This window comes from Candidatus Protochlamydia sp. R18 (assembly GCF_000648255.1).
Lineage (GTDB): Bacteria > Chlamydiota > Chlamydiia > Chlamydiales > Parachlamydiaceae > Protochlamydia > Protochlamydia amoebophila.
Genome location: NZ_BASL01000749.1, coordinates 15,581 through 34,046 on the forward strand (window position 1 = coordinate 15,581; position 18,466 = coordinate 34,046).

General features: G+C 35.8%; 15 protein-coding genes. 8 read left to right on the top strand and 7 right to left on the bottom strand.

Annotation, left to right across the window (positions count from 1 at the left end):
* Nucleotides 1–339: 339 nt before the first annotated feature.
* The 7 genes from murI to TY19_RS27030 all read right to left on the bottom strand — a co-directional run bounded on the left by murI (nt 340) and on the right by TY19_RS27030 (nt 6,662).
* The gene (gene murI, locus TY19_RS27000; RefSeq protein ID WP_042281999.1) at nt 340–1,161 is read right to left on the bottom strand and encodes a glutamate racemase; all 822 of its coding nucleotides are present in this window, start codon (nt 1,159–1,161) and stop codon (nt 340–342) included.
* A 3-nt stretch (nt 1,162–1,164) separates the two neighbouring features.
* Nucleotides 1,165–1,845: a LysM peptidoglycan-binding domain-containing protein gene (locus TY19_RS27005; protein WP_226988509.1), complete on the bottom strand. Its 681-nt coding sequence runs from the start codon at nt 1,843–1,845 to the stop codon at nt 1,165–1,167.
* A 28-nt stretch (nt 1,846–1,873) separates the two neighbouring features.
* Complete coding sequence (locus tag TY19_RS27010; RefSeq protein ID WP_039360502.1) at nt 1,874–2,614, bottom strand: OmpA family protein; 741 nt, start codon at nt 2,612–2,614, stop codon at nt 1,874–1,876.
* 301 nt (nt 2,615–2,915) lie between these two features.
* Nucleotides 2,916–4,325, bottom strand: a complete 1,410-nt coding sequence (gene tolB, locus TY19_RS27015; RefSeq protein ID WP_042282001.1) for a Tol-Pal system protein TolB — start codon at nt 4,323–4,325, stop codon at nt 2,916–2,918.
* Between the two features lie 61 nt (nt 4,326–4,386).
* A complete protein-coding gene (locus TY19_RS27020) occupies nt 4,387–5,451 on the bottom strand; it encodes an energy transducer TonB (RefSeq protein ID WP_042282002.1) in 1,065 nt (354 codons plus the stop codon).
* Nucleotides 5,452–5,466: 15 nt separating this feature from the next.
* Nucleotides 5,467–5,895, bottom strand: a complete 429-nt coding sequence (locus TY19_RS27025) for an ExbD/TolR family protein (protein WP_042282003.1) — start codon at nt 5,893–5,895, stop codon at nt 5,467–5,469.
* Between the two features lie 14 nt (nt 5,896–5,909).
* On the bottom strand, nt 5,910–6,662 hold the full coding sequence (locus TY19_RS27030; RefSeq protein WP_042282004.1) for a MotA/TolQ/ExbB proton channel family protein: 753 nt from the start codon (nt 6,660–6,662) through the stop codon (nt 5,910–5,912).
* A gap of 390 nt (nt 6,663–7,052) precedes the next feature.
* Here TY19_RS27030 and TY19_RS27035 point away from each other — a divergent pair, with 390 nt between their 5' ends.
* The 8 genes from TY19_RS27035 to mnmG all read left to right on the top strand — a co-directional run bounded on the left by TY19_RS27035 (nt 7,053) and on the right by mnmG (nt 18,460).
* Entirely contained in the window at nt 7,053–9,296 is a 2,244-nt protein-coding gene (locus TY19_RS27035) for a protein-disulfide reductase DsbD family protein (RefSeq protein ID WP_052354885.1), read from the top strand.
* Nucleotides 9,284–10,081: a TatD family hydrolase gene (locus TY19_RS27040; RefSeq protein ID WP_042282005.1), complete on the top strand. Its 798-nt coding sequence runs from the start codon at nt 9,284–9,286 to the stop codon at nt 10,079–10,081. Before TY19_RS27035 ends, TY19_RS27040 begins: the two co-directional genes overlap by 13 nt.
* Nucleotides 10,082–10,324: 243 nt before the next feature.
* On the top strand, nt 10,325–11,287 hold the full coding sequence (locus TY19_RS27045; RefSeq protein WP_042282085.1) for a succinate dehydrogenase cytochrome b558 subunit: 963 nt from the start codon (nt 10,325–10,327) through the stop codon (nt 11,285–11,287).
* A 14-nt stretch (nt 11,288–11,301) separates the two neighbouring features.
* Entirely contained in the window at nt 11,302–13,185 is a 1,884-nt protein-coding gene (gene sdhA / locus TY19_RS27050; protein WP_011176387.1) for a succinate dehydrogenase flavoprotein subunit, read from the top strand.
* A 17-nt stretch (nt 13,186–13,202) separates the two neighbouring features.
* The gene (sdhB, locus tag TY19_RS27055) at nt 13,203–13,973 is read left to right on the top strand and encodes a succinate dehydrogenase iron-sulfur subunit (RefSeq protein WP_042282006.1); all 771 of its coding nucleotides are present in this window, start codon (nt 13,203–13,205) and stop codon (nt 13,971–13,973) included.
* A 102-nt stretch (nt 13,974–14,075) separates the two neighbouring features.
* Nucleotides 14,076–15,629 (top strand): ArnT family glycosyltransferase, encoded by a 1,554-nt coding sequence (locus TY19_RS27060; protein WP_042282007.1) that lies wholly within the window; start codon nt 14,076–14,078, stop codon nt 15,627–15,629.
* Nucleotides 15,630–16,265: 636 nt separating this feature from the next.
* A complete protein-coding gene (locus TY19_RS27065; protein ID WP_075882539.1) occupies nt 16,266–16,355 on the top strand; it encodes an AURKAIP1/COX24 domain-containing protein in 90 nt (29 codons plus the stop codon).
* Between the two features lie 227 nt (nt 16,356–16,582).
* Nucleotides 16,583–18,460, top strand: a complete 1,878-nt coding sequence (gene mnmG, locus TY19_RS27070) for a tRNA uridine-5-carboxymethylaminomethyl(34) synthesis enzyme MnmG (RefSeq protein ID WP_042282008.1) — start codon at nt 16,583–16,585, stop codon at nt 18,458–18,460.
* Nucleotides 18,461–18,466: the final 6 nt, after the last annotated feature.

Here is an 18,466-nt window from a genome sequence, read left to right on the forward strand (position 1 = left end):
TGAATATTTTTCAGGATTTCCACTTTTTTAAAAGTTTTTAAAATAAGTTTCCCATCTTTTAGGTAAGCGTTAATTTGATTGACAAAACCTAAGCTGTTTACCATAGCTCATCGTTGCCACAAGGTTAAACTACAATTTCATATAATTAACTGCTTGTAAACTATTTATTTGAATAATGTATTTTCTTGTATATAAATATTAATTTTAATTAATGTTGAATTTGATTTATTTAAAGCAACCAGAGAAATAAGAAATGTTATTATTTCTGCAGGGAATATTCAATTAAATTTTCTAATAAAATGCGATAATTCGGTTTTTAATTGACTGAACTCAAATAGATTACGAATGAATTACTTTGTGCAATTCTACTAAAGGAAGAGGAGATTGAAACAAATATTCACCAAGTTGGCGAAATTTCTCTGGATCATCTGTGACGAAATATTGGTGAATTGCGTGTTGATTCGAATGGACAAGTTGATGACTTTCTAAAAGTTTTTTGACGGTTTGGGCACAGGTCAAGGCTGAATCTATAATTGTAACAGATGGGCCCACTATTTCTTCAATAAGGGGTTTAAGTAAAGGATAATGGGTGCAACCAAGCAAAATAGTATCGACATCTGCCTTCTCTAAATTTTTTAAATATTCTTGAATAATGAGTTTTGAAGCAGAATGATAGAGAAAACCTTCTTCAACGAGAGAAACCAATAGAGGACATGCAATTGGAAAGATAATCGCATCAGGAATTAGTTGATGAATTGCAGATTGGTAAGCACCAGATTCAATGGTTCCTTTAGTTCCTAAAACGGCTATACGTTTGTTACGTGTTGTTGCAGCTGCTAATTTAGCCCCAGGTTCAATGACGCCTATGATTGGGAGTTGAAAGAGTTGTTTTAATTTTGGAAGCGCTAAAGCTGAGGCTGTATTACAAGCAACCACCAATACTTTAATTTGCTTTTCAAGTAGAAAAATAGCATTTTCAATGCTATAGCGAATAATTGTTGCTGCGCTCTTATTTCCATAGGGTACTCTTGCTGTATCCCCAAGATACAAGAGGTTCTCCTGGGGCAGCAAACGAATCATTTCTCGCATGACTGTTAACCCCCCTATCCCTGAGTCAAATAAACCAATAGCATGAGAAGAAGCAAGGTGATTGAATGCCATAGATTAAGGAAGTTTAAGTACTTGTCCGACCACAATAAGATCAGAAGTTAACTGATTACATTCTCTCAAAATTTTGACAGTCGTTTTATTAGCCTTTGCAATTTTTTCTAAACTATCGCCGGGTTGGACCTTGTATGTTTTAGATGAATTTATCACTTGTTTGTTTGCAATTTCTTGTGTTGCTGTTTCTCTTGCCTGCCAGACATCTATGAGAGAATGCAAAGCTACCTCCAGGCTGCTAATATGCTGATCCTGTGCTTCAAGGATTTTCTCAACATCAATCAATTTTTGTTTATATTGAGCTAAAACATTTACCGAATCATTGGCATGATTTTTTAATTGTCTAAGATCATTCATCAAACCGTTGACAGCTTTATCAAGAGTATCAATTTTCCCTTCTAAATTAATACTCATCGCTCGTGTATATTCTCTTTGCCCCTCTAAATCATCTACAATTTGTTGACGAATTTGATCAAGTGAACTTTCTTGATTATGCAATTTGTTTTCAAAAATGCGTATCTCTGCTTCATGATTACTTAATTCGTGTTTAAGATCGGCTAAACTATTCTTAAATCGGATTGTATTATTATCAATAACTGGACGAGTAGATTGTTGATTAGGCAAGTTAGAATGTGCCGAGTAATTTGGATAAGTTGCACTCATGCAATTTAAAAGTGGGAACATGATTAGTGTTCCCATAAGAAAAGAAAATTTAACGTTCATAAATCTTGAACTCTACGCGACGGTTTCTAGACCAACCTTCTTCATGTTTTTCTAAGACGACGGGTCGTTCTTTCCCATAAGAAATGGTAAAGAGATTATCTGGATTAACATCTTCACTAATCAAAAGATTACGAACGGCATTGCTACGACGGGAACCTAGAGCCAAGTTATAAGCTTGAGGTCCTCTTTCATCGGTATGCCCTTCAATAAAAATATAAACATTTGGATGGCGACGCATGAAATCAGCAATTTGATGAATTGTTTGTAAATTTGCCTGACCTTTAATCATACTGCTATCATAATCGAAGTAAATCGTTTTAAAAATGGCTGCGAGTTGGGGAATCATGCAAGGATCTTGAAAAGATTCAATACTCGGAATGGAACTACCTATTTCACCAGGCGTTTCTCGAGGTTGGCGAGCAAGGATATCAGCCATTGCAAACTCATTGTTGGCTTGATCTTGTAAGGGAATGAAGTCTGCGCGAGAATAATCACAGTCTTGAAAACCTCCTTCTTGATGACTATACTCATCATCTACGCATTCAAAATCGTTTTTTGAATGAATTTGGCGAGAGTCGCCATGTTTGCCGCCAAGAGCCCTTACACCACGGTTCATGTGCCGGCCAGCTGATTTTGTATCTTCCCAAACATCGCTACCATTTCTTGCGCAACTTTGAAGTAGACAGGCAGACCCTAATAAGGCTACTAAATAAAAAGAATATATTCTCATAAGATTTTCTCCGGAAATTAGAGAGAGCTCATTGAAGTTTTGTAAGTGAAAAACAGTTTCTTTTTGAAATTTACTCTATTTGCAAAAAAAAAATTTTGAATGAATTTGTAATTAAATTTTTGAGAAAAAATAAAATATAACGTTAAAAAAAATTGATCATAAAAGCTTCAAAAAAAACATTTTAGCAAATTAATGAAATCTCGAAAAAAGTCGAACTTAGTTTAACAAAAATCATGTCAAATTAGCAAAAAAAAACACTAGCATTCTCAATCTCTTATCTAATTAGATGATAAACAAGCGATTAGCGATCAAAACGTAACTCCCAATTGGGATAACGTTTTTCTCCTTTTCCTGAAGTTATGCGAGTTGCCTCTGTTTGATTCAAATTAATCAAATAGAGCTGGCTATCATTTGTATCAGCTGAATTATAAACAAGATGAAGGCTATTGGGGGCCCACGAAGGATTTTCCTTGTTAACAGATCCTTGCGTTAATTGTTTTTCCTGGTTGGTTGTAAAATCGTAAATCCAAATTTGCCTAATCCCATCAGTTCGGGAGCAATAAGCAATTTTTGTTCCGTCTGGTGACCATGCAGGAGCAGAACTTTCTCGATTGCGCTTAGTAATTAGAGTTGCCTTTATATTTTTTAAACTTGTTCCAGGTTCTGGAATGGCAATGACGTAAATTTTTGGAGAACCATCTTTATCAGATACAAAAGCTACTTTGGTTCCATCAGGATTAAATGAAGGAGTGCTTTGGGTAGCTAATTTAGCAGAGAAAATTTGCTGCGGTTTTCCAACAACACCTGTTTCAGGATTGAAAAGTTGCAAAAATAAATCGGGATTGCCAGTTGCGTCGCTAATAAAGGCAATTTTATCTCGTTGTTGAGAAAGTGTAGGCATCAGTTGATTACCTTTAAGCTTCAATAAACGCTGTCCTTTGCCATCTTTTAAATTCGCAATATAAATTTTTGATTGTCCAACTTGATAAGAAACATAAAGAAAATTGCCTGATAAAAAACCTTTTTTGGGTGGAATGTAAGTAGGATTCACACAAAAAGATTTTTCTTGAGTAATTTGTCGTGCATTTTCTCCATCGTAATCAGCTTCCCAAACTTCGGAAGAAAGTTTTTGTTTATTATCGACAAGAGGAGTTTTAACTGTGTACAAAATTTTAGTAGAGGCAACTCCCTCCACTCCAAATAAGGCTTTATGAATAGTGTCTGCAATACGATGAATTAATCGGCGATCTTGGGATAAATCACCGGTTAGCATAACGGGATCACATTTTTTAAGATTTTGTGTATTCGTACTTAATATAAATACCTGAAGAAAGTTTTCTTTGATAATACCTTTGATCACATAAAAAATATTTTGTGCTTGCCAAGCTTGAGCAATACCTAAATCTTCTAGCTCACCTGCATTGGCTAACTGGTCATTGGAGGCATTTCTTTTTGATAAATAAGTAGATCCATTGTGATTAAGATCAAAGGTTAAGATATCTTCCAATTGTTTAAGATAGGATGGAGAAAAATTTGTCTGTTCTATAGTGAAAGGAGCTAAATAAAGAGGAACGAGAGAAGAATCTGTCGAGAGGCGAACAACAATAGGGTCTTCGTCTATCGCATGAGCAAAAAAGGGAGCTAAAGATAAACAAAAGCGGATGAGAAATTGTATCCAATGGTTAGATGTTTTAAAAAAGAATGCATACATAAAATTTCTTGGGTTTTTAATAATCTAATAGATTTTTTAGTGAATAAACTTGTAATCCAGGTTAATAATCGTTATTTAACGTAACTAAAAAAGTGTATTGTGAAAGTCCTTCAAATCGAGTTCCGAAAGCTGGAAAATAAATCGTGGGAAGGTTTTTTTCTATGTACTGTTGATTTTTTGAACTTTCACTTTTTACAATGCTAATTTGAGCAATTTTGCCTGTTCGGTCGATTGTCAATTTAACTTGTACAGATCCGTAATCGGGTAATTTTAGAAAAAGTTTTAATCGTTGAGCAATTTCGTCTCGATAACTGCTATCTCTTCCATTTAACTCTCCTTGAACACTATTTCCTTGAGGTAAAGTGTCAATTTGTAGATTTTGAATCTGTTTTAGACTAGGGGATTCTCCAATTTTAGTTAGCGTGGTAGAATTGGATTTTTGTTTTGCCTCTCCTATTTTGGCTAGATTTTCTTTAGCTTTAGCTAAGAGCTGTTGCTCTTTTTTTAGAGCAGCCTCTTGAGAGGCTGCTAATTCTTGCTGAAGTCGCTTGTCAGCATCTTTGGCAAGAGCTTCCTTAGCAATATTTTCTTTTTTAACAGCCTCTTTTTTTTGTTTTTCTTTCTCAAATGTTGATGCTGGAGTCGCTTTTACTTTTTTCTTCTCTGCTTGTTTTTGTTCAGTGGTTTTTTTTTGTGGGGGTTCAGTTTTTTTTATTTTTGGTGAAGAGGCTGTATTTTTTTTTGGTTCAGTTTTTGGAGAGAGTTTAGATTCTAACTTAAGTTCAGATTTTTTTTCAGTCACTTTATGTGGTTTAGAAGAGTCTTGTGGTTTTGTCTTAGCAGGTAAAGGATTTTCTGGTGTTAAAGGTAACGAAGTGGATGAAATTAAACTCTTATCAATCTCTTGTGTAAGCAAAGTTTTTATAGAAGAGGGAGGAGCGGAAGGTTGCAGGATAAGTGTCGAGACTACTAATTTCGTCGTTTGTTGTTTTTCTGATGAAATTGACGATGTAGAATTAACTAATAAAATCAGTAAATGAAAAAATATGACGGCAATAGCAATCAACCACCAAGCTTTTTGCTGGGTATAAGATTGAAAAAAGAGAGAAGTTGGATCATTGTGCATAAGCAATGGGTTGCTTTAAGCAGGTTTTAAAATAATGTCTACTTTTGAAAATCCTGCTTCTTCTGCAGCATTCTTGACTAGTTGGTATGTCCCGAAACAGGCTTTTTTATCATGAAAAATTTGAGGAGTAATTTTGGGATGTTTCAATTTAATTTGTTTAAGCTTTTCGGCTAACAGATGAGGAAGTATAAGTTCTTGATTTAACCAAATCGTGTTATCAGATCTTACATGAATAGTAATCGGACTACTTTCCTGAACAGACTGATGATTATTTAAATTGAACTTTGGCGCATCAGCAAGTTCGACATGATCTTGTTCTAATAAGGGGGCAATTACAATAAACATAATCAAAATAACAAATACAACGTCAATTAAAGGTGTCAAATTCACGGCAGGTTCATCGGGAATTGAAGTGTGAGAAAAAGAGAAACGGTTTCTAATCATTGCGCTCACCTTTTCTAAGCTTCTACTTTGCGATATTGTAATTCAACAGCAGCTAAAATGTCGTTTGAAAAACCTTCCATATCCATCGAAAAATCACGAATTTCATTTTTTAAATAATTATATCCAATTAAAGCGGGAATTGCGTCGAGAAGTCCCAGAACTGTGGTAGCCAAGGCAAGGGATAGTCCACTAAGTACCATTTGATGAGTACTTCCACCTGATTGATGAGATTGTAATTCCGCAAATGTTGTCAAAATCCCCCAAACAGTTCCCAATAACCCTAGAAATGGTGCCAAACTGACAGTTGTGGAAAGAATGTAAAGATTTTTTTCTAAATATTTTATTTGAGAAGCAACTTGAGTGGATAAATGAGAGGCAACGTAGTCTATATCACTTAACGAAAGAAATGTGGGTGATTGCGGAGTGTTAGATAGTTGAGTATGAAAATGGCGATTTTTAGCCAATACATCTAAAGTTTGTCGTTTTAAAACTTTATAGAGGTCTAAAAAAGGATTAAGGTGTGTTTTGTTATTTATTGTATCATAGTCGAGGCTAAGGGGATTCGCTTTTTGTAATTGAAAAGCTTCATGAAATCGAAAGGCATATTTTTTGGCTTGAGAAGTCAACCATAATTTATGAATTAAAACAATCCAGCTACAAATAGAAAGAATATATAAAGCTAAAAAAATTAGTTTACCTAATACATCGGATTGAGAATAAGCTTCAAAAAAAGGATTGTTAGCTAATATATTAACATTTACATACATTTACAATACCTTTATTATTTATAATAATTTACTTGAATATAAATTTTCAAATTTATTATACTAATTATCCAATGTGATTAATATCAAATAGCTGATTATACCCTATTTGTCATGTTTTGTAAAAATAAAAACTAGATTTAAATAAGAAATTTTTGATGACTTCACCTTAGATTCGAACTTTGAATTATTTTCGCGAAAATTCAGTTTTTTGTTTTTGTTTTAAAAAGATCAACTTGGGAAAATAGGCTTGCCAATTTTCCTTCAGAAGATTTTTTGATACTGATCAAAGTTTTGACTTTCAAAGAATAAACAAAACTCACGCAAAGTGAAATTTCATCCCCCTTCATTTGAAAGGCTTCAATAAGCCATATAAAGCCAGGAGATGTTTGAATGAACAATTATATTCGTTTCTTTTTATTATTAATTGGGTTTGCTTCCCCCCTACCGTCTTTTGCCACATTCGAAGGTTCTGCCCATGTACAAGTTCAGTTAATTCAAGAAGAAGAGACAATTCAGCCAGGCCATCCTTTTTGGGTTGCCCTTCATCTTAAAATCGAAGATGATTGGCACGTGTACTGGAAAAATCCGGGGGATGCGGGAATACCATTAAAAGTTGAGTGGACATTACCTCTCGGGTTTGAAGTGGGGCCTTTACAATGGCCTTTTCCTGGAAAATTTAAGGTGGCTGATATGGTGGGATTTGGATATGAAGGAGAAGTTGTCCTACTAAGTTTAATTACCCCTCCTGCTAATCTCTCTATTGGACAAACTTTCCAATTGAATGCTAAACTCAAATGGCTTGTTTGTTCAGATCTTACGTGTCAGCCAGGATCAACAACGACAGCCCTTCAAGTTGTCACTCAAAATGATGCGCCAAAATTAAAAACTGAAACGGCTACTCTTTTTTCCCAAGCACGTTTGAAAATTCCCAGTTTTCATGCAGAAGTAAAAACTGTGCGTAAATCAGGAATTGTCCAAATTGAAATGCCTCACGCGAATCAAATACCAAATGTTGACCCCGTTATTGGAGTTTATTTTTTTCCTGAAGAAAAGGATGTTATTGATTATAAAGTTGATCCTGTTCTTGCTGCTGCTTCTAAGCAAGATCAGCGATTTTTAGTCAATTTAAAAGGAAGCGATGAGATTGGGGCTAAAAGTCAGACTTTAAAAGGTGTTTTGGTTGTGCATACTCAGCAAGGGAATGAAGGAAGAGTCCAAGCTTTTGATATAGATACACCAATCCACGAAGTTGGCGAAAAAGAGTTAATCAGTCATTTGGACACTCACTCGATAAGATCTTCCACGCTTGAAATGGAAACTCAAAAAAACAAAGCATCATCTTTTGAGTTTGAAGGAGGAATTGCTCTTGCTCTTTTATTTGCTTTTTTAGGGGGGATGATTCTAAATTTAATGCCTTGCGTTTTACCTGTTATGTCATTCAAAGTGATGAGCTTTGTTAAAATGGCTGGTCAAAGTCGTTCTTTAACGATCAAACATGGTTTAATGTTTTCTTTAGGAGTCATTCTCTCATTTTGGCTACTAGCTTCTGCAATGCTAGCTCTACGTGCCTATGGTCAAGCTGTAGGTTGGGGATTTCAATTGCAAGAGCCTATTTTTGTGGTTATTTTAGCCTCTGTTTTATTTATATTTGCGCTGAGTTTATTTGGACTTTTTGAGTGGGGAATGTTTTTTGCTTCTTGGGCGGGGCAGACGCAAGCTGAAAAAGCAACTCAATGGTCTGGTTACATGGGTTCTTTCTTAAGTGGAGTTTTAGCAACAGCTGTTGCTACACCTTGCACAGGGCCTTTTTTAGGTTCTGCTGTGGGATTTGCTGTCACATTACCTGTTTTTCAATCATTATTAATTTTTACATTCCTTGGATTAGGAATGTGCTTTCCTTATTTATTACTTGCTAGTTTTCCAGCTTTTTTGCGGTTTATGCCCAAACCTGGTCCATGGATGGAAACTTTTAAAGAACTTATGGGATTTGTTTTACTAATCACTGTCTTATGGTTAATGTGGGTATTTAGTGCACAGACAAATACTTTTTCTCTTATCTGCTTAATAGCTGGTTTCTTGAGCTTTGCTATAGGAGCTTGGATTTATGGGAAAGGGAGTCATCCTCTTATAAGTTCAAAAAAGCGAATAATTGCTTATGTCACCGCCTTATTCTTCATCTTAATGGGTATAGAAGCTATTATTTTACCAAAAGATTCGTGGAATGATAGTTCAACTTTTTCTCAGATTGGAAATGCAGAGTGGGCTGGATGGGAGGTATTTTCACCGAAACGAGTTGCCGAATTAAGAAAAAAAGGAACACCTATTCTGATTGATTTTACCGCTAAATGGTGTTTGATTTGTCAGGCCAATCATATCGTTTTAGGTTCTAAAGAAGTTGATAAAAAACTTTTGGAAAAAGGTGTTGTTAAAATGATAGCCGATTGGACCAAGCATGATCCAGTGATCACTGAGGCTTTGAGCCAATTTGGACGCAATAGTGTGCCCCTCTATGTTTTTTATGGAAGTGATCAGAAGCAAGAGCCTACTATTTTACCTCAAGTACTCACTTCTGATATTGTCAAAGAACACATTAATTCAGTTTTGAATTCTAAAGAGGTAGCATGGATAGAATGAGCTATTCTCTTTCATTTATTGACTCTCACGCCCATTTAACAAGTTCTCCTGTTTACGAACAAATCGATGTTCTTTTAGAAAGAGCGCAAAAAGAGCACGTTCATCAAATAGTCAATATTTGTACTGATCCCGAATCGTTAAAAAAAGGGATAGAGCTTTCCAAAAAATATCCTTGGATTTACCAAACGGCTGCAACCCCTCCCAATAATGTACAAAAAGAAGGTGAAGCAGCATTTGAAACGATTGCAAATTATGCTCGTAAAGGTTATTTAAAAGCGATTGGAGAAACAGGATTAGATTATTATTATGATTACTCTTCAAAAGAGATTCAAAAAGACTTCTTCCATCGTTATTTGCATTTAGCTCTTGAATGTCAATTACCTGTAGTCATTCATTGTCGAGAGGCATTTGCAGATTTTTTTGAAATTATTGACGCAGAATATCGAATTGACTGTCGTCATGCTCCAGGTGTTTTACACTGTTTCACAGGAACAATTGCAGAAGCTAAAGAGGTCATTAAAAGAGGGTGGATGCTCTCTCTAAGTGGGATTGTCACTTTTAAAAAAAGTTTCGAGTTGCAGCAAGTTGCAAAAGAAGTTCCTCTGTCCCAATTATTGATTGAAACAGATACGCCATATCTAGCCCCTCAAAAATATCGAGGCCACCCCAATGAGCCTTCTTATATCATAGAGACAGCTCGTTTGATTGCTTCTTTAAAAGGTATTTCTCTAGAGGAAGTGGCACATACGACTTCTGAAAATGCACGTTATTTATTTCGAATTTAATGATATAAATTTATTTATTGAAAGTGTTAAATATTTTTTTACGATCCATTTTTGAAATTATATTTAAATTTTTTGACATTTAATGATTGTAAAAATTAATCATTTCCTATTTTTATGAATAAATTTATTTTGATTTTATAATGAATGAAAATATCATTATATATGATCAATTTTAAATTGAATTGGATCCACTAGCTAGGTATATATAGACTCAAAACATTGGAAATCGTTTTTGAGTATCCCATGACTTATACTTATCAAGCTCCTCCTATTCCTAAAGCTTTTATTTGGCGAAGAGCTCATTCTTTAACAGGCCTTTGGTTAGTTTTATTTTTGATCGAACATTTACTAACTAATTCTCAAGCGGCGCTTTTTGTTGGAGATGATGGAAGTGGCTTTGTAGCGGCAGTCAACTGGATAAAAGGATTACCTTATTTACCTTTGATTGAAATCAGTTTATTAGGATTACCACTTTTAATTCATGGATTTTGGGGCATTCATTATTTATTTCAGGCAAAATACAATACTCAGCCTTCTGATGGATCACAACCTTCTCTTCCAGGGCATTTTCGCAATCATGCCTATACATGGCAAAGAATTACTTCGTGGATTTTATTGTTTGGAATTGTGGCTCATGTCATTCATATGCGTTTTTTAGAATATCCAGTAACTGCTCAAGTGGACACTCAACATTATTATCTCGTTCGCTTGGAAAAAGATAATGGTTTGTACACCCTTTCTAAAAGACTAGGATTTGATCTCTACTCTCAATCGCAAATTCAAGAGATAAAACAAACTATTTTCTCCCATTTAGGTCCTTTAGTTGCTTTGGAAGAAACTCCTGAGCAATTAATTGCAGCTCAGAAAAATCGCGAAGAAAAAGCTTGGGTAGAGGCTTTTGAGAGTTTACATATAAACGCAAATCAGTTAGTGGCCGCATCAAAAACTTTTGGTATCGCTGAATTATTAATTGTAAGAGATACTTTCAAAAAACTAAGCATGATTTTTTTGTATACTGGCCTTGTGATTGCTGCTTGTTTTCACGCTTTTAATGGACTTTGGACATTTATGATCACCTGGGGGATTTCTTTGACTGCTAGATCTCAAAATTTTATGAGGAAAATGGCTACTTTACTGATGATCATGATTGCTTTTTTGGGGTTTGCGGCGATTTGGGGCACATATTGGTTTAATCTCTCACATTAATAGGAATTGGTAAGATGTCTAAAGCTAAAGAAGTAATCGTGGTTGGAGGGGGATTATCAGGGCTTTCTACGGCTATGAAACTCGCAGAAAATGGTTGCAATGTCAAAATCGTCTCAGTCACAAAAGTGAAACGCTCTCATTCTGTATGTGCTCAAGGAGGAATTAACGCAGCGATGAATTTAAAAGGAGAAGATGATTCTCCTTTGATTCATGCCTATGACACGATTAAAGGAGGTGACTTTTTAGCTAATCAACCTCCTGTTTTAGAAATGTGTTTAGCAGCTCCAGCAATTATTCAGATGATGGCACGGTTTGGGTGTCCTTTCAATCGAACTTCGGAAGGAAATTTAGATTTTAGACGCTTTGGAGGCACGCTTTATAATCGAACCGCTTTTTGTGGTGCTTCTACTGGACAACAGCTGCTTTATGCTCTAGATGAGCAAGTTAGAAAATATGAAGTGATGGGGAGAGTTGAAAAATTTGAATCTCATGAATTTATGCGTCTGATCTTAGATGAACAAGGACTCGCTAGAGGTATTGTCATGATGGATCTTTTTAACATGAAGTTAGATGTGCTAAAAGCCGATGCTGTTGTGATAGCAACGGGAGGAATTGGAATGATTTTTAAAAAATCGACAAATTCCACGTTTTGTACTGGAGCTGCTAATGGCCGTTTATTTAAACAAGGCATGATTTATGCGAATGGAGAGTTTATCCAGATTCATCCAACAGCTATTCCGGGGCATGATAAACTCCGATTAATGTCAGAATCTGCCCGTGGGGAAGGAGGACGCATTTGGGTTTATGGGGATTCTTCTAAACAGATAAAAAAAGCGGATGGAACTGAAATTCCATGTGGAAAAACAGGAGAGCCTTGGTATTTTCTTGAAGAGTTATATCCAGCATTTGGAAATTTGGTTCCCCGCGATATTGGTGCAAGAGAAGTTTTACGTATATGCGAAATGGGATTAGGAATCAATGGGGAAATGCAGGTTTATCTCGACGTATCCCATCTATCGGATGAGAAAAAACAAAAGCTTAAAGCGATTTTGGAAATTTATCAAAAATTTACGGGTGATGATCCAAAAAAGGTTCCTATGCGAATTTTCCCTGCTATGCATTATACAATGGGGGGGGCGTGGGTTGATTGGCCAGCTGCGGATGATCACGATCGGTTTGATCGTTTTAGACAAATGACTAACTTACATGGATGTTTTAATGTTGGCGAATCAGATTACCAATATCATGGAGCTAATCGTTTAGGAGCCAACGCGCTACTCTCTTGTATTTTCAGTGGGCTTGTTGCCGGGCAAGAAGTACCTAGATATTTAGATCAATTAACCCATTCTTATCGAGAAACTCCATCTTCAGTTTTTGAATCAGCTTTAAATGCCGAACAAGACATAAAAAAAGATTTATTATCGAGGAAGGGTATTGAAAATATTCATCGTTTACATGACGAATTATCTGATTGGATGCTTACAAATGTAACAGTTAAACGAAATAATGCCGACCTACTAAAAACCCTTAATAAATTGAAGGAACTGAGAGAGCGATATCAACACATTTCGCTAGATGATCGAACGCAATTTGCTAATCAAACATATGCTGTCGCCAATCAGTTTGGGCCTATGCTCGAGATTGCTATGGTAATTACTAAAGGTGCTCTTTTACGGAATGAATTTAGAGGAGCTCACTATAAACCCGAGTTTCCAGAGCGAAATGATAAAGAGTGGTTAAAAACAACTTTAGCAACTTATCAGGTAGATGAACCGCGCATTGAATATGCAGAAGTAGATTTACGCCATCTCCAACCTATTCAAAGAGATTATACACAGGCTAAAAAAATTAAACCCAAATTAGAAAATATCCCTGCCAATCTTATTTTACCTATTTAATACCTAGGAGATTTTTGATGGTTCGAACATACATTTTAAAAATATATCGGGGAGAACCGGGATCTCAATATTGGGAAGAATTTGAGCTTGCTTTAATTCCTTATGCGAATGTGATTTCTTCATTAATGGAAATCCAACGCAACCCTATCAATATTAAAGGGGAAAAAGTCAAACCTGTCGTATGGGAGTCAGGTTGTTTAGAAGAAGTTTGTGGGTCTTGTTCAATGCTTATCAATGCTTATCCTCGGCAAGCTTGCACAGCTCTTATTGAACCAATTTTGAATGAAACAAAGAATTTGATTATCACTTTAGCACCTCTGACCAAATTTCCTTTAGTGAGAGATTTGATTGTAGATCGTAGTCGCATGTTTGAAAATTTAAAAAAAGTGCATGCATGGATTGATGTTGACGGAACTTACCAGCAAGGTCCAGGGCCAAATATTGGTCCAGAAAAGCAAAAAGTGATGTATTCTTTAGCGACCTGCATGACTTGCGGCTGTTGCTCCGAAGCCTGTCCTCAAGTTAACATGCATTCTCCGTTTATAGGTCCTGCGGCAATTTCGCAAGTTCGCTTATTTAATGCAAACCCGATTGGAAAAACGCAAAAAGAAAAGCGTTTAAGGCCTTTGATGCAGGAAGGGGGAGTTAATGATTGTGGAAATAATCAAAACTGCGTGAGGGTTTGTCCAAAAGACATTCCCTTAACAGATTCTATTGCAACAATTAGTCGCGATGTCACAAAACAAGCAATTGAAGATCTTTTTAGTTTTCCTGATAGACAAGACTAACCATTCATTTAATAATTATTAATTAAAGTTAAAATACTAATGACTGTCAATTAATAATTTGTTATTATACTAAATTTAATTTTTTTAATTCTATAGGATATAATGTCCCTTCATACCTATTATTTTAAACGCTTAATCTGGGTTTTAATTGCAAAAACCTGCTTCATCGTCGGATTTATTATTTGGGGTGGGGTGGGATTGGGACCTGACGAAGCTCAATATTGGACTTGGAGCCAAAAGCTTGATTGGGGATACTACAGTAAACCCCCTGGCGTTGCTTGGCAAATTTGGTTAGGAACACAGTTGTGGGGGCAAACAGAATTAGGAATTCGTTTTTTTTCTTTAATATGGTCATTTTTACAGTCTTATTTAGTATTTTTTTTAGCGTTAGAAGTTGGATTAAAGCCTAGAACAGCCTTTTGGAGTGGAATTGTCATGGCTTTTTCTCCTATCGGTTTGTTAGGATCTTTTCTTGCCATTACGGATGGAGGGTGTTTAATTTTTTGGACATTAGCATGCATAATTGTTGTGAGAGCTTTGCGGAAAAACCTTAGCCCTTCTCCTTTTTTGGTTGGTTTATGTTTAATGGCTGGAGCTTTATTTAAATGGCCCATCTATTTTTTTTGGGTATTTTTTCTCATCAGTCAATATCTTTGGTTTCCTCAACTTTCTTTGACAAGGCTTGTAAGTGGGATTTGTGTTTCTCTAATGGGTCTTTTACCAAGTTTTTGGTGGAATATTTCTCATGATTGGGCAACCTTCCGTCATGTTTTCTCTACTCTTCAAGGTGGGCATGGTGCAACAAGCGGGAATTTTTTTGAATTCTTAGGGGTTCAAGCTCTATTAATCTCCCCAATTTTGTTTGGATTGTTACTTTATAGTTGGTTTTATCAAGCAAAAAAAATGAAGCCTATGCCTCTTATCCACACAAGTTTTAAAAAAACTCTGTTATTTTGTGGAGGACTTTCATTAATATGCTTAGCGTGTGCTTTAGGCCTGTCACTTTTTCAAAAAATTCAGGGAAATTGGATTGTTTTTGCGTATCCGACAGCAATTGTTTGGTTAGCAGGTTTTGCTTGCGAAGGAAGTCGCCACGAGAAATGGTTGAAATTAGGAGTAGCTACTGCAGGATGCTTAGTTTTGTCTCTTTTTTCTTTTCCACTGTTTTACCAATCTCAATGGCGGCCTATTTTTATGACGTATAAGTGGAACCCTTTCAAACACAATATGGGTTGGAACCAGTTAGAACAATCATTATTAGAAGCTAAATATAACCCTTTAACCGACTTTTTAGTTAGCGATAAATATCAGACAACCAGCATCTTAAGTTTTTATGGCCCTCTGCAACAAAGAGCCTATTTTCTTAACCTTCATCATGCTCGTCAAAATCAGTTTTCGTATTGGCCAAGCATGGTGGATGACTATGCAGGAAAAACTGGTTACTTCATCTGGATGGAGAACCAACCTTATTTAGAGCGTGATTGGAAAGAAAAGTTAGACTTTTATCAAAATGAATTAAAAAACTATTTCAAGCATGTAGAACTTATGGGTCTTTTTCCCCTTCTTTATGAGCATCAAAAAGTTGTGAAAGGTGTTTTTATTTTTAGATGCACTGACTGTAAATCAAACCCTCTTCCCTCAACACAAATTTTTTAAACTGATAAGTTTATAGTCGAAAAAAGCAAAAATGGGTTATTATAAATTTGTAAGTGATTTAGCTCAAAGTTTGAGTTTTCAGCCATTTTTTTCACCGCTGATTGGGATATTTGAATATTAAGCCAATCAACGATATTTATTTTTTTGAAGGGACCATGACGCTAATGGTGCCGCTTGAATTGTACGCAATTTAAAGCAAAACCATTAGGAAACGGACCCACGTTAACAAAACGTGTTGATCGAGCCAATTCAAGTCCCTCTCAGCGGTGTTTTCTTTTTTGATAATTCATTATGTTCCAGAATAACCTTAAATTACGTTTTCCGAGCACTTTATATAAACTTGTTTCTATATGCTAAATTTGAGAGAGAATAGTTTAGAGGGTTCATTATTAACTACGGTCATCGAAAAGGGGATGGTAGAGAAGATGCTTAATCTAGTGCGTTTCAATTAGACTTTTGTTTCAAATTCTTAATCTTTACATTTTATCCTCTTTTTTCTAAACTAGTTCCATGTTTACAAAGTTAAGCAAATGACAATCTCAGTTTTGAGTTTATTTAATTGGGAAACACTTTGATTGTTAATCAATTAAATAAACTCAGGACTTAGGGCTAATATGAATAAGCATTGGAGAGGATATGTCTTCTGTTAAAAAGAAGCGCAAATACAAAATTGCGAAACACAAGCGTAAGAAGCGTAGCCGGCGTGATCGGCACAAAGGAAGATAGATTTTTTTCTAATAGACCTCAGAGAAAAATTTAATCACCACTTGCAAGCTTAAATTTATCTTAAGCTTGCAAGTTCTACTAACTCCATCCTAAGTTCTATAACTTCTTTTTATCTTATCTATAACTCCAACTAATACAAATTTATTAAATTGATTAATTTATTTTGTAAAACTTGAGCTTTTATTTTAAAATTTTGGATTTAAATATTAATTAAATGAGTGTTTTGAATGATGCTTTGGAAATTTCCTGTTCGTTATGATGTAATTGTTATTGGTGGAGGGCATGCAGGCTGCGAAGCAGCATTGGCATCTGCACGAATGGGGTTGAGAACTTTATTACTCACAATGAATTTGGATACAATAGCCAAAATGAGTTGTAATCCTGCTGTAGGAGGAATCGCTAAAGGACATATCGTTAGAGAAATCGATGCATTGGGTGGGGAAATGGGTAAAGTGATTGATGTCACTGGGATCCAATATCGCATGTTAAATGCGACTAAAGGCCCTGCCGTTTGGGCACCTCGCGCGCAAGCCGACAAACTTGCTTATCAAAGTGAGATGAAACACCGTATGGAGCGAGTCTCTAACTTGGATATCAAGCAAGGCACAATTGAAGATTTGTTAATTGAAAACGATCATATTTGTGGCGTGATTACGAAAGAAGGAATTAGTTATGATTGCCAAGCGATTGTTCTTTCTTCTGGAACATTTTTAAGAGGCCTTTTACATATTGGTGAAACAAATTATTCGGGGGGTAGAGCTGGAGACCAGCCTTCAGTAGGTATGTCAGCTAGCTTAGAAAAATATGGTTTAAAATTAGGTCGATTAAAGACAGGAACTCCTCCTAGAATCAATAAACGATCCATTGACTTTAGTTGCACAGAAGAACAGCCAGGTGATCCGGGAGTCAAATTTTCTTACGATAATGAGGGAATCCCTCGTTTGCCGCAAGTGTCTTGCTACATTACTTATACGACAGAAGAAACAAAACAAATTATTTTATCCAACATTCATCGCTCTCCTATGTATTCAGGCAAAATCAAAGGAGTGGGACCTCGTTATTGCCCTTCCATTGAAGATAAGGTTGTTCGTTTTTCGGATAAAGAACGCCATCAAATTTTTTTGGAGCCTGAAGGACTCCAAACCCAAGAAGTTTACGTCAATGGAGTCTCTTCTTCATTACCCTTTGATGTACAATTGGCATTTATCAAAAGTATCCCTGCACTTCGTCATGCTGAAATCATGAGACCTGCTTACGCAATTGAATATGATTATGTTATAAGTGGTCAAATTGACTTTTCTCTCGAATGTAAAAAAATTGGAGGCCTTTTCTTAGCTGGCCAAATTAATGGAACGTCTGGTTATGAAGAAGCTGCCGGCCAGGGGTTAATGGCAGGAATTAACGCTGCGAATAAAGTGATGGGTAAAGCTCCTCTAATTTTAAAACGTTCGGAAGCATATATAGGAGTGATGATCGATGATCTAGTCACAAAAGGCTTGGATGAACCTTACCGAATGTTTACAAGTCGTGCAGAGCATCGTTTATTACTTCGGCAAGACAATGCCGATCTTCGTTTAAGACGCTATGGCTATGAAGTGGGATTAGTCGATCAAACGCGTTATGATCGGGTAAAAGAAAAGCAAAGAATCATGGAGGAAGAAAGCGAACGTTTAGCAAAAACATTTAAGCAAGTATCTAATAAGGGATATACGTTGACTCAATTATTATGTCGACCCGAAAATACATATGCTTCCTTGCTAAAAGAATATCCAGATGTGATGCAAAATTTTGGAGAAGAAATTAATTTTCAAATTGAATTAAACATAAAATATGCGGGTTATATCGATCGCCAAACAAGTGAAGTGGCAAAATTGGCGCATGTGGAGAAAATTCAAATTCCGATAGGGTTTGATTTTTCAACTGTAAATGGTTTGCGTAACGAAGCAAAGCAAAAATTGAACCAGATCGCTCCACGTCATTTAGGCCAAGCTTTACGCATTTCAGGAGTTTCTCCTGCAGATATTTCGATTTTAATGATTGCTCTTACGCGATATCAAGAGCCAATAGAAAAAGAACGGCTAACATCTGATTGTTCCGAGGCATAAGAGGTC

Excerpts from the sequence above, each read along its gene's own strand:
- murI (WP_042281999.1), bottom strand. The coding sequence starts at position 1,161 with ATGGCATTCAATCACCTTGCTTCTTCTCATGCTATTGGTTTATTTGAC.
- TY19_RS27060 (WP_042282007.1), top strand. The coding sequence starts at position 14,076 with ATGTCCCTTCATACCTATTATTTTAAACGCTTAATCTGGGTTTTAATT.
- TY19_RS27065 (WP_075882539.1), top strand. The coding sequence starts at position 16,266 with ATGTCTTCTGTTAAAAAGAAGCGCAAATACAAAATTGCGAAACACAAG.
- mnmG (WP_042282008.1), top strand. The coding sequence starts at position 16,583 with ATGATGCTTTGGAAATTTCCTGTTCGTTATGATGTAATTGTTATTGGT.
- TY19_RS27035 (WP_052354885.1), top strand. The coding sequence starts at position 7,053 with ATGAACAATTATATTCGTTTCTTTTTATTATTAATTGGGTTTGCTTCC.
- TY19_RS27025 (WP_042282003.1), bottom strand. The coding sequence starts at position 5,895 with ATGATTAGAAACCGTTTCTCTTTTTCTCACACTTCAATTCCCGATGAA.
- TY19_RS27045 (WP_042282085.1), top strand. The coding sequence starts at position 10,325 with ATGACTTATACTTATCAAGCTCCTCCTATTCCTAAAGCTTTTATTTGG.
- TY19_RS27040 (WP_042282005.1), top strand. The coding sequence starts at position 9,284 with ATGGATAGAATGAGCTATTCTCTTTCATTTATTGACTCTCACGCCCAT.
- TY19_RS27030 (WP_042282004.1), bottom strand. The coding sequence starts at position 6,662 with ATGTATGTAAATGTTAATATATTAGCTAACAATCCTTTTTTTGAAGCT.
- TY19_RS27020 (WP_042282002.1), bottom strand. The coding sequence starts at position 5,451 with ATGCACAATGATCCAACTTCTCTCTTTTTTCAATCTTATACCCAGCAA.
- tolB (WP_042282001.1), bottom strand. The coding sequence starts at position 4,325 with ATGTATGCATTCTTTTTTAAAACATCTAACCATTGGATACAATTTCTC.
- sdhB (WP_042282006.1), top strand. The coding sequence starts at position 13,203 with ATGGTTCGAACATACATTTTAAAAATATATCGGGGAGAACCGGGATCT.
- TY19_RS27005 (WP_226988509.1), bottom strand. The coding sequence starts at position 1,845 with ATGTTCCCACTTTTAAATTGCATGAGTGCAACTTATCCAAATTACTCG.
- TY19_RS27010 (WP_039360502.1), bottom strand. The coding sequence starts at position 2,614 with ATGAGAATATATTCTTTTTATTTAGTAGCCTTATTAGGGTCTGCCTGT.
- sdhA (WP_011176387.1), top strand. The coding sequence starts at position 11,302 with ATGTCTAAAGCTAAAGAAGTAATCGTGGTTGGAGGGGGATTATCAGGG.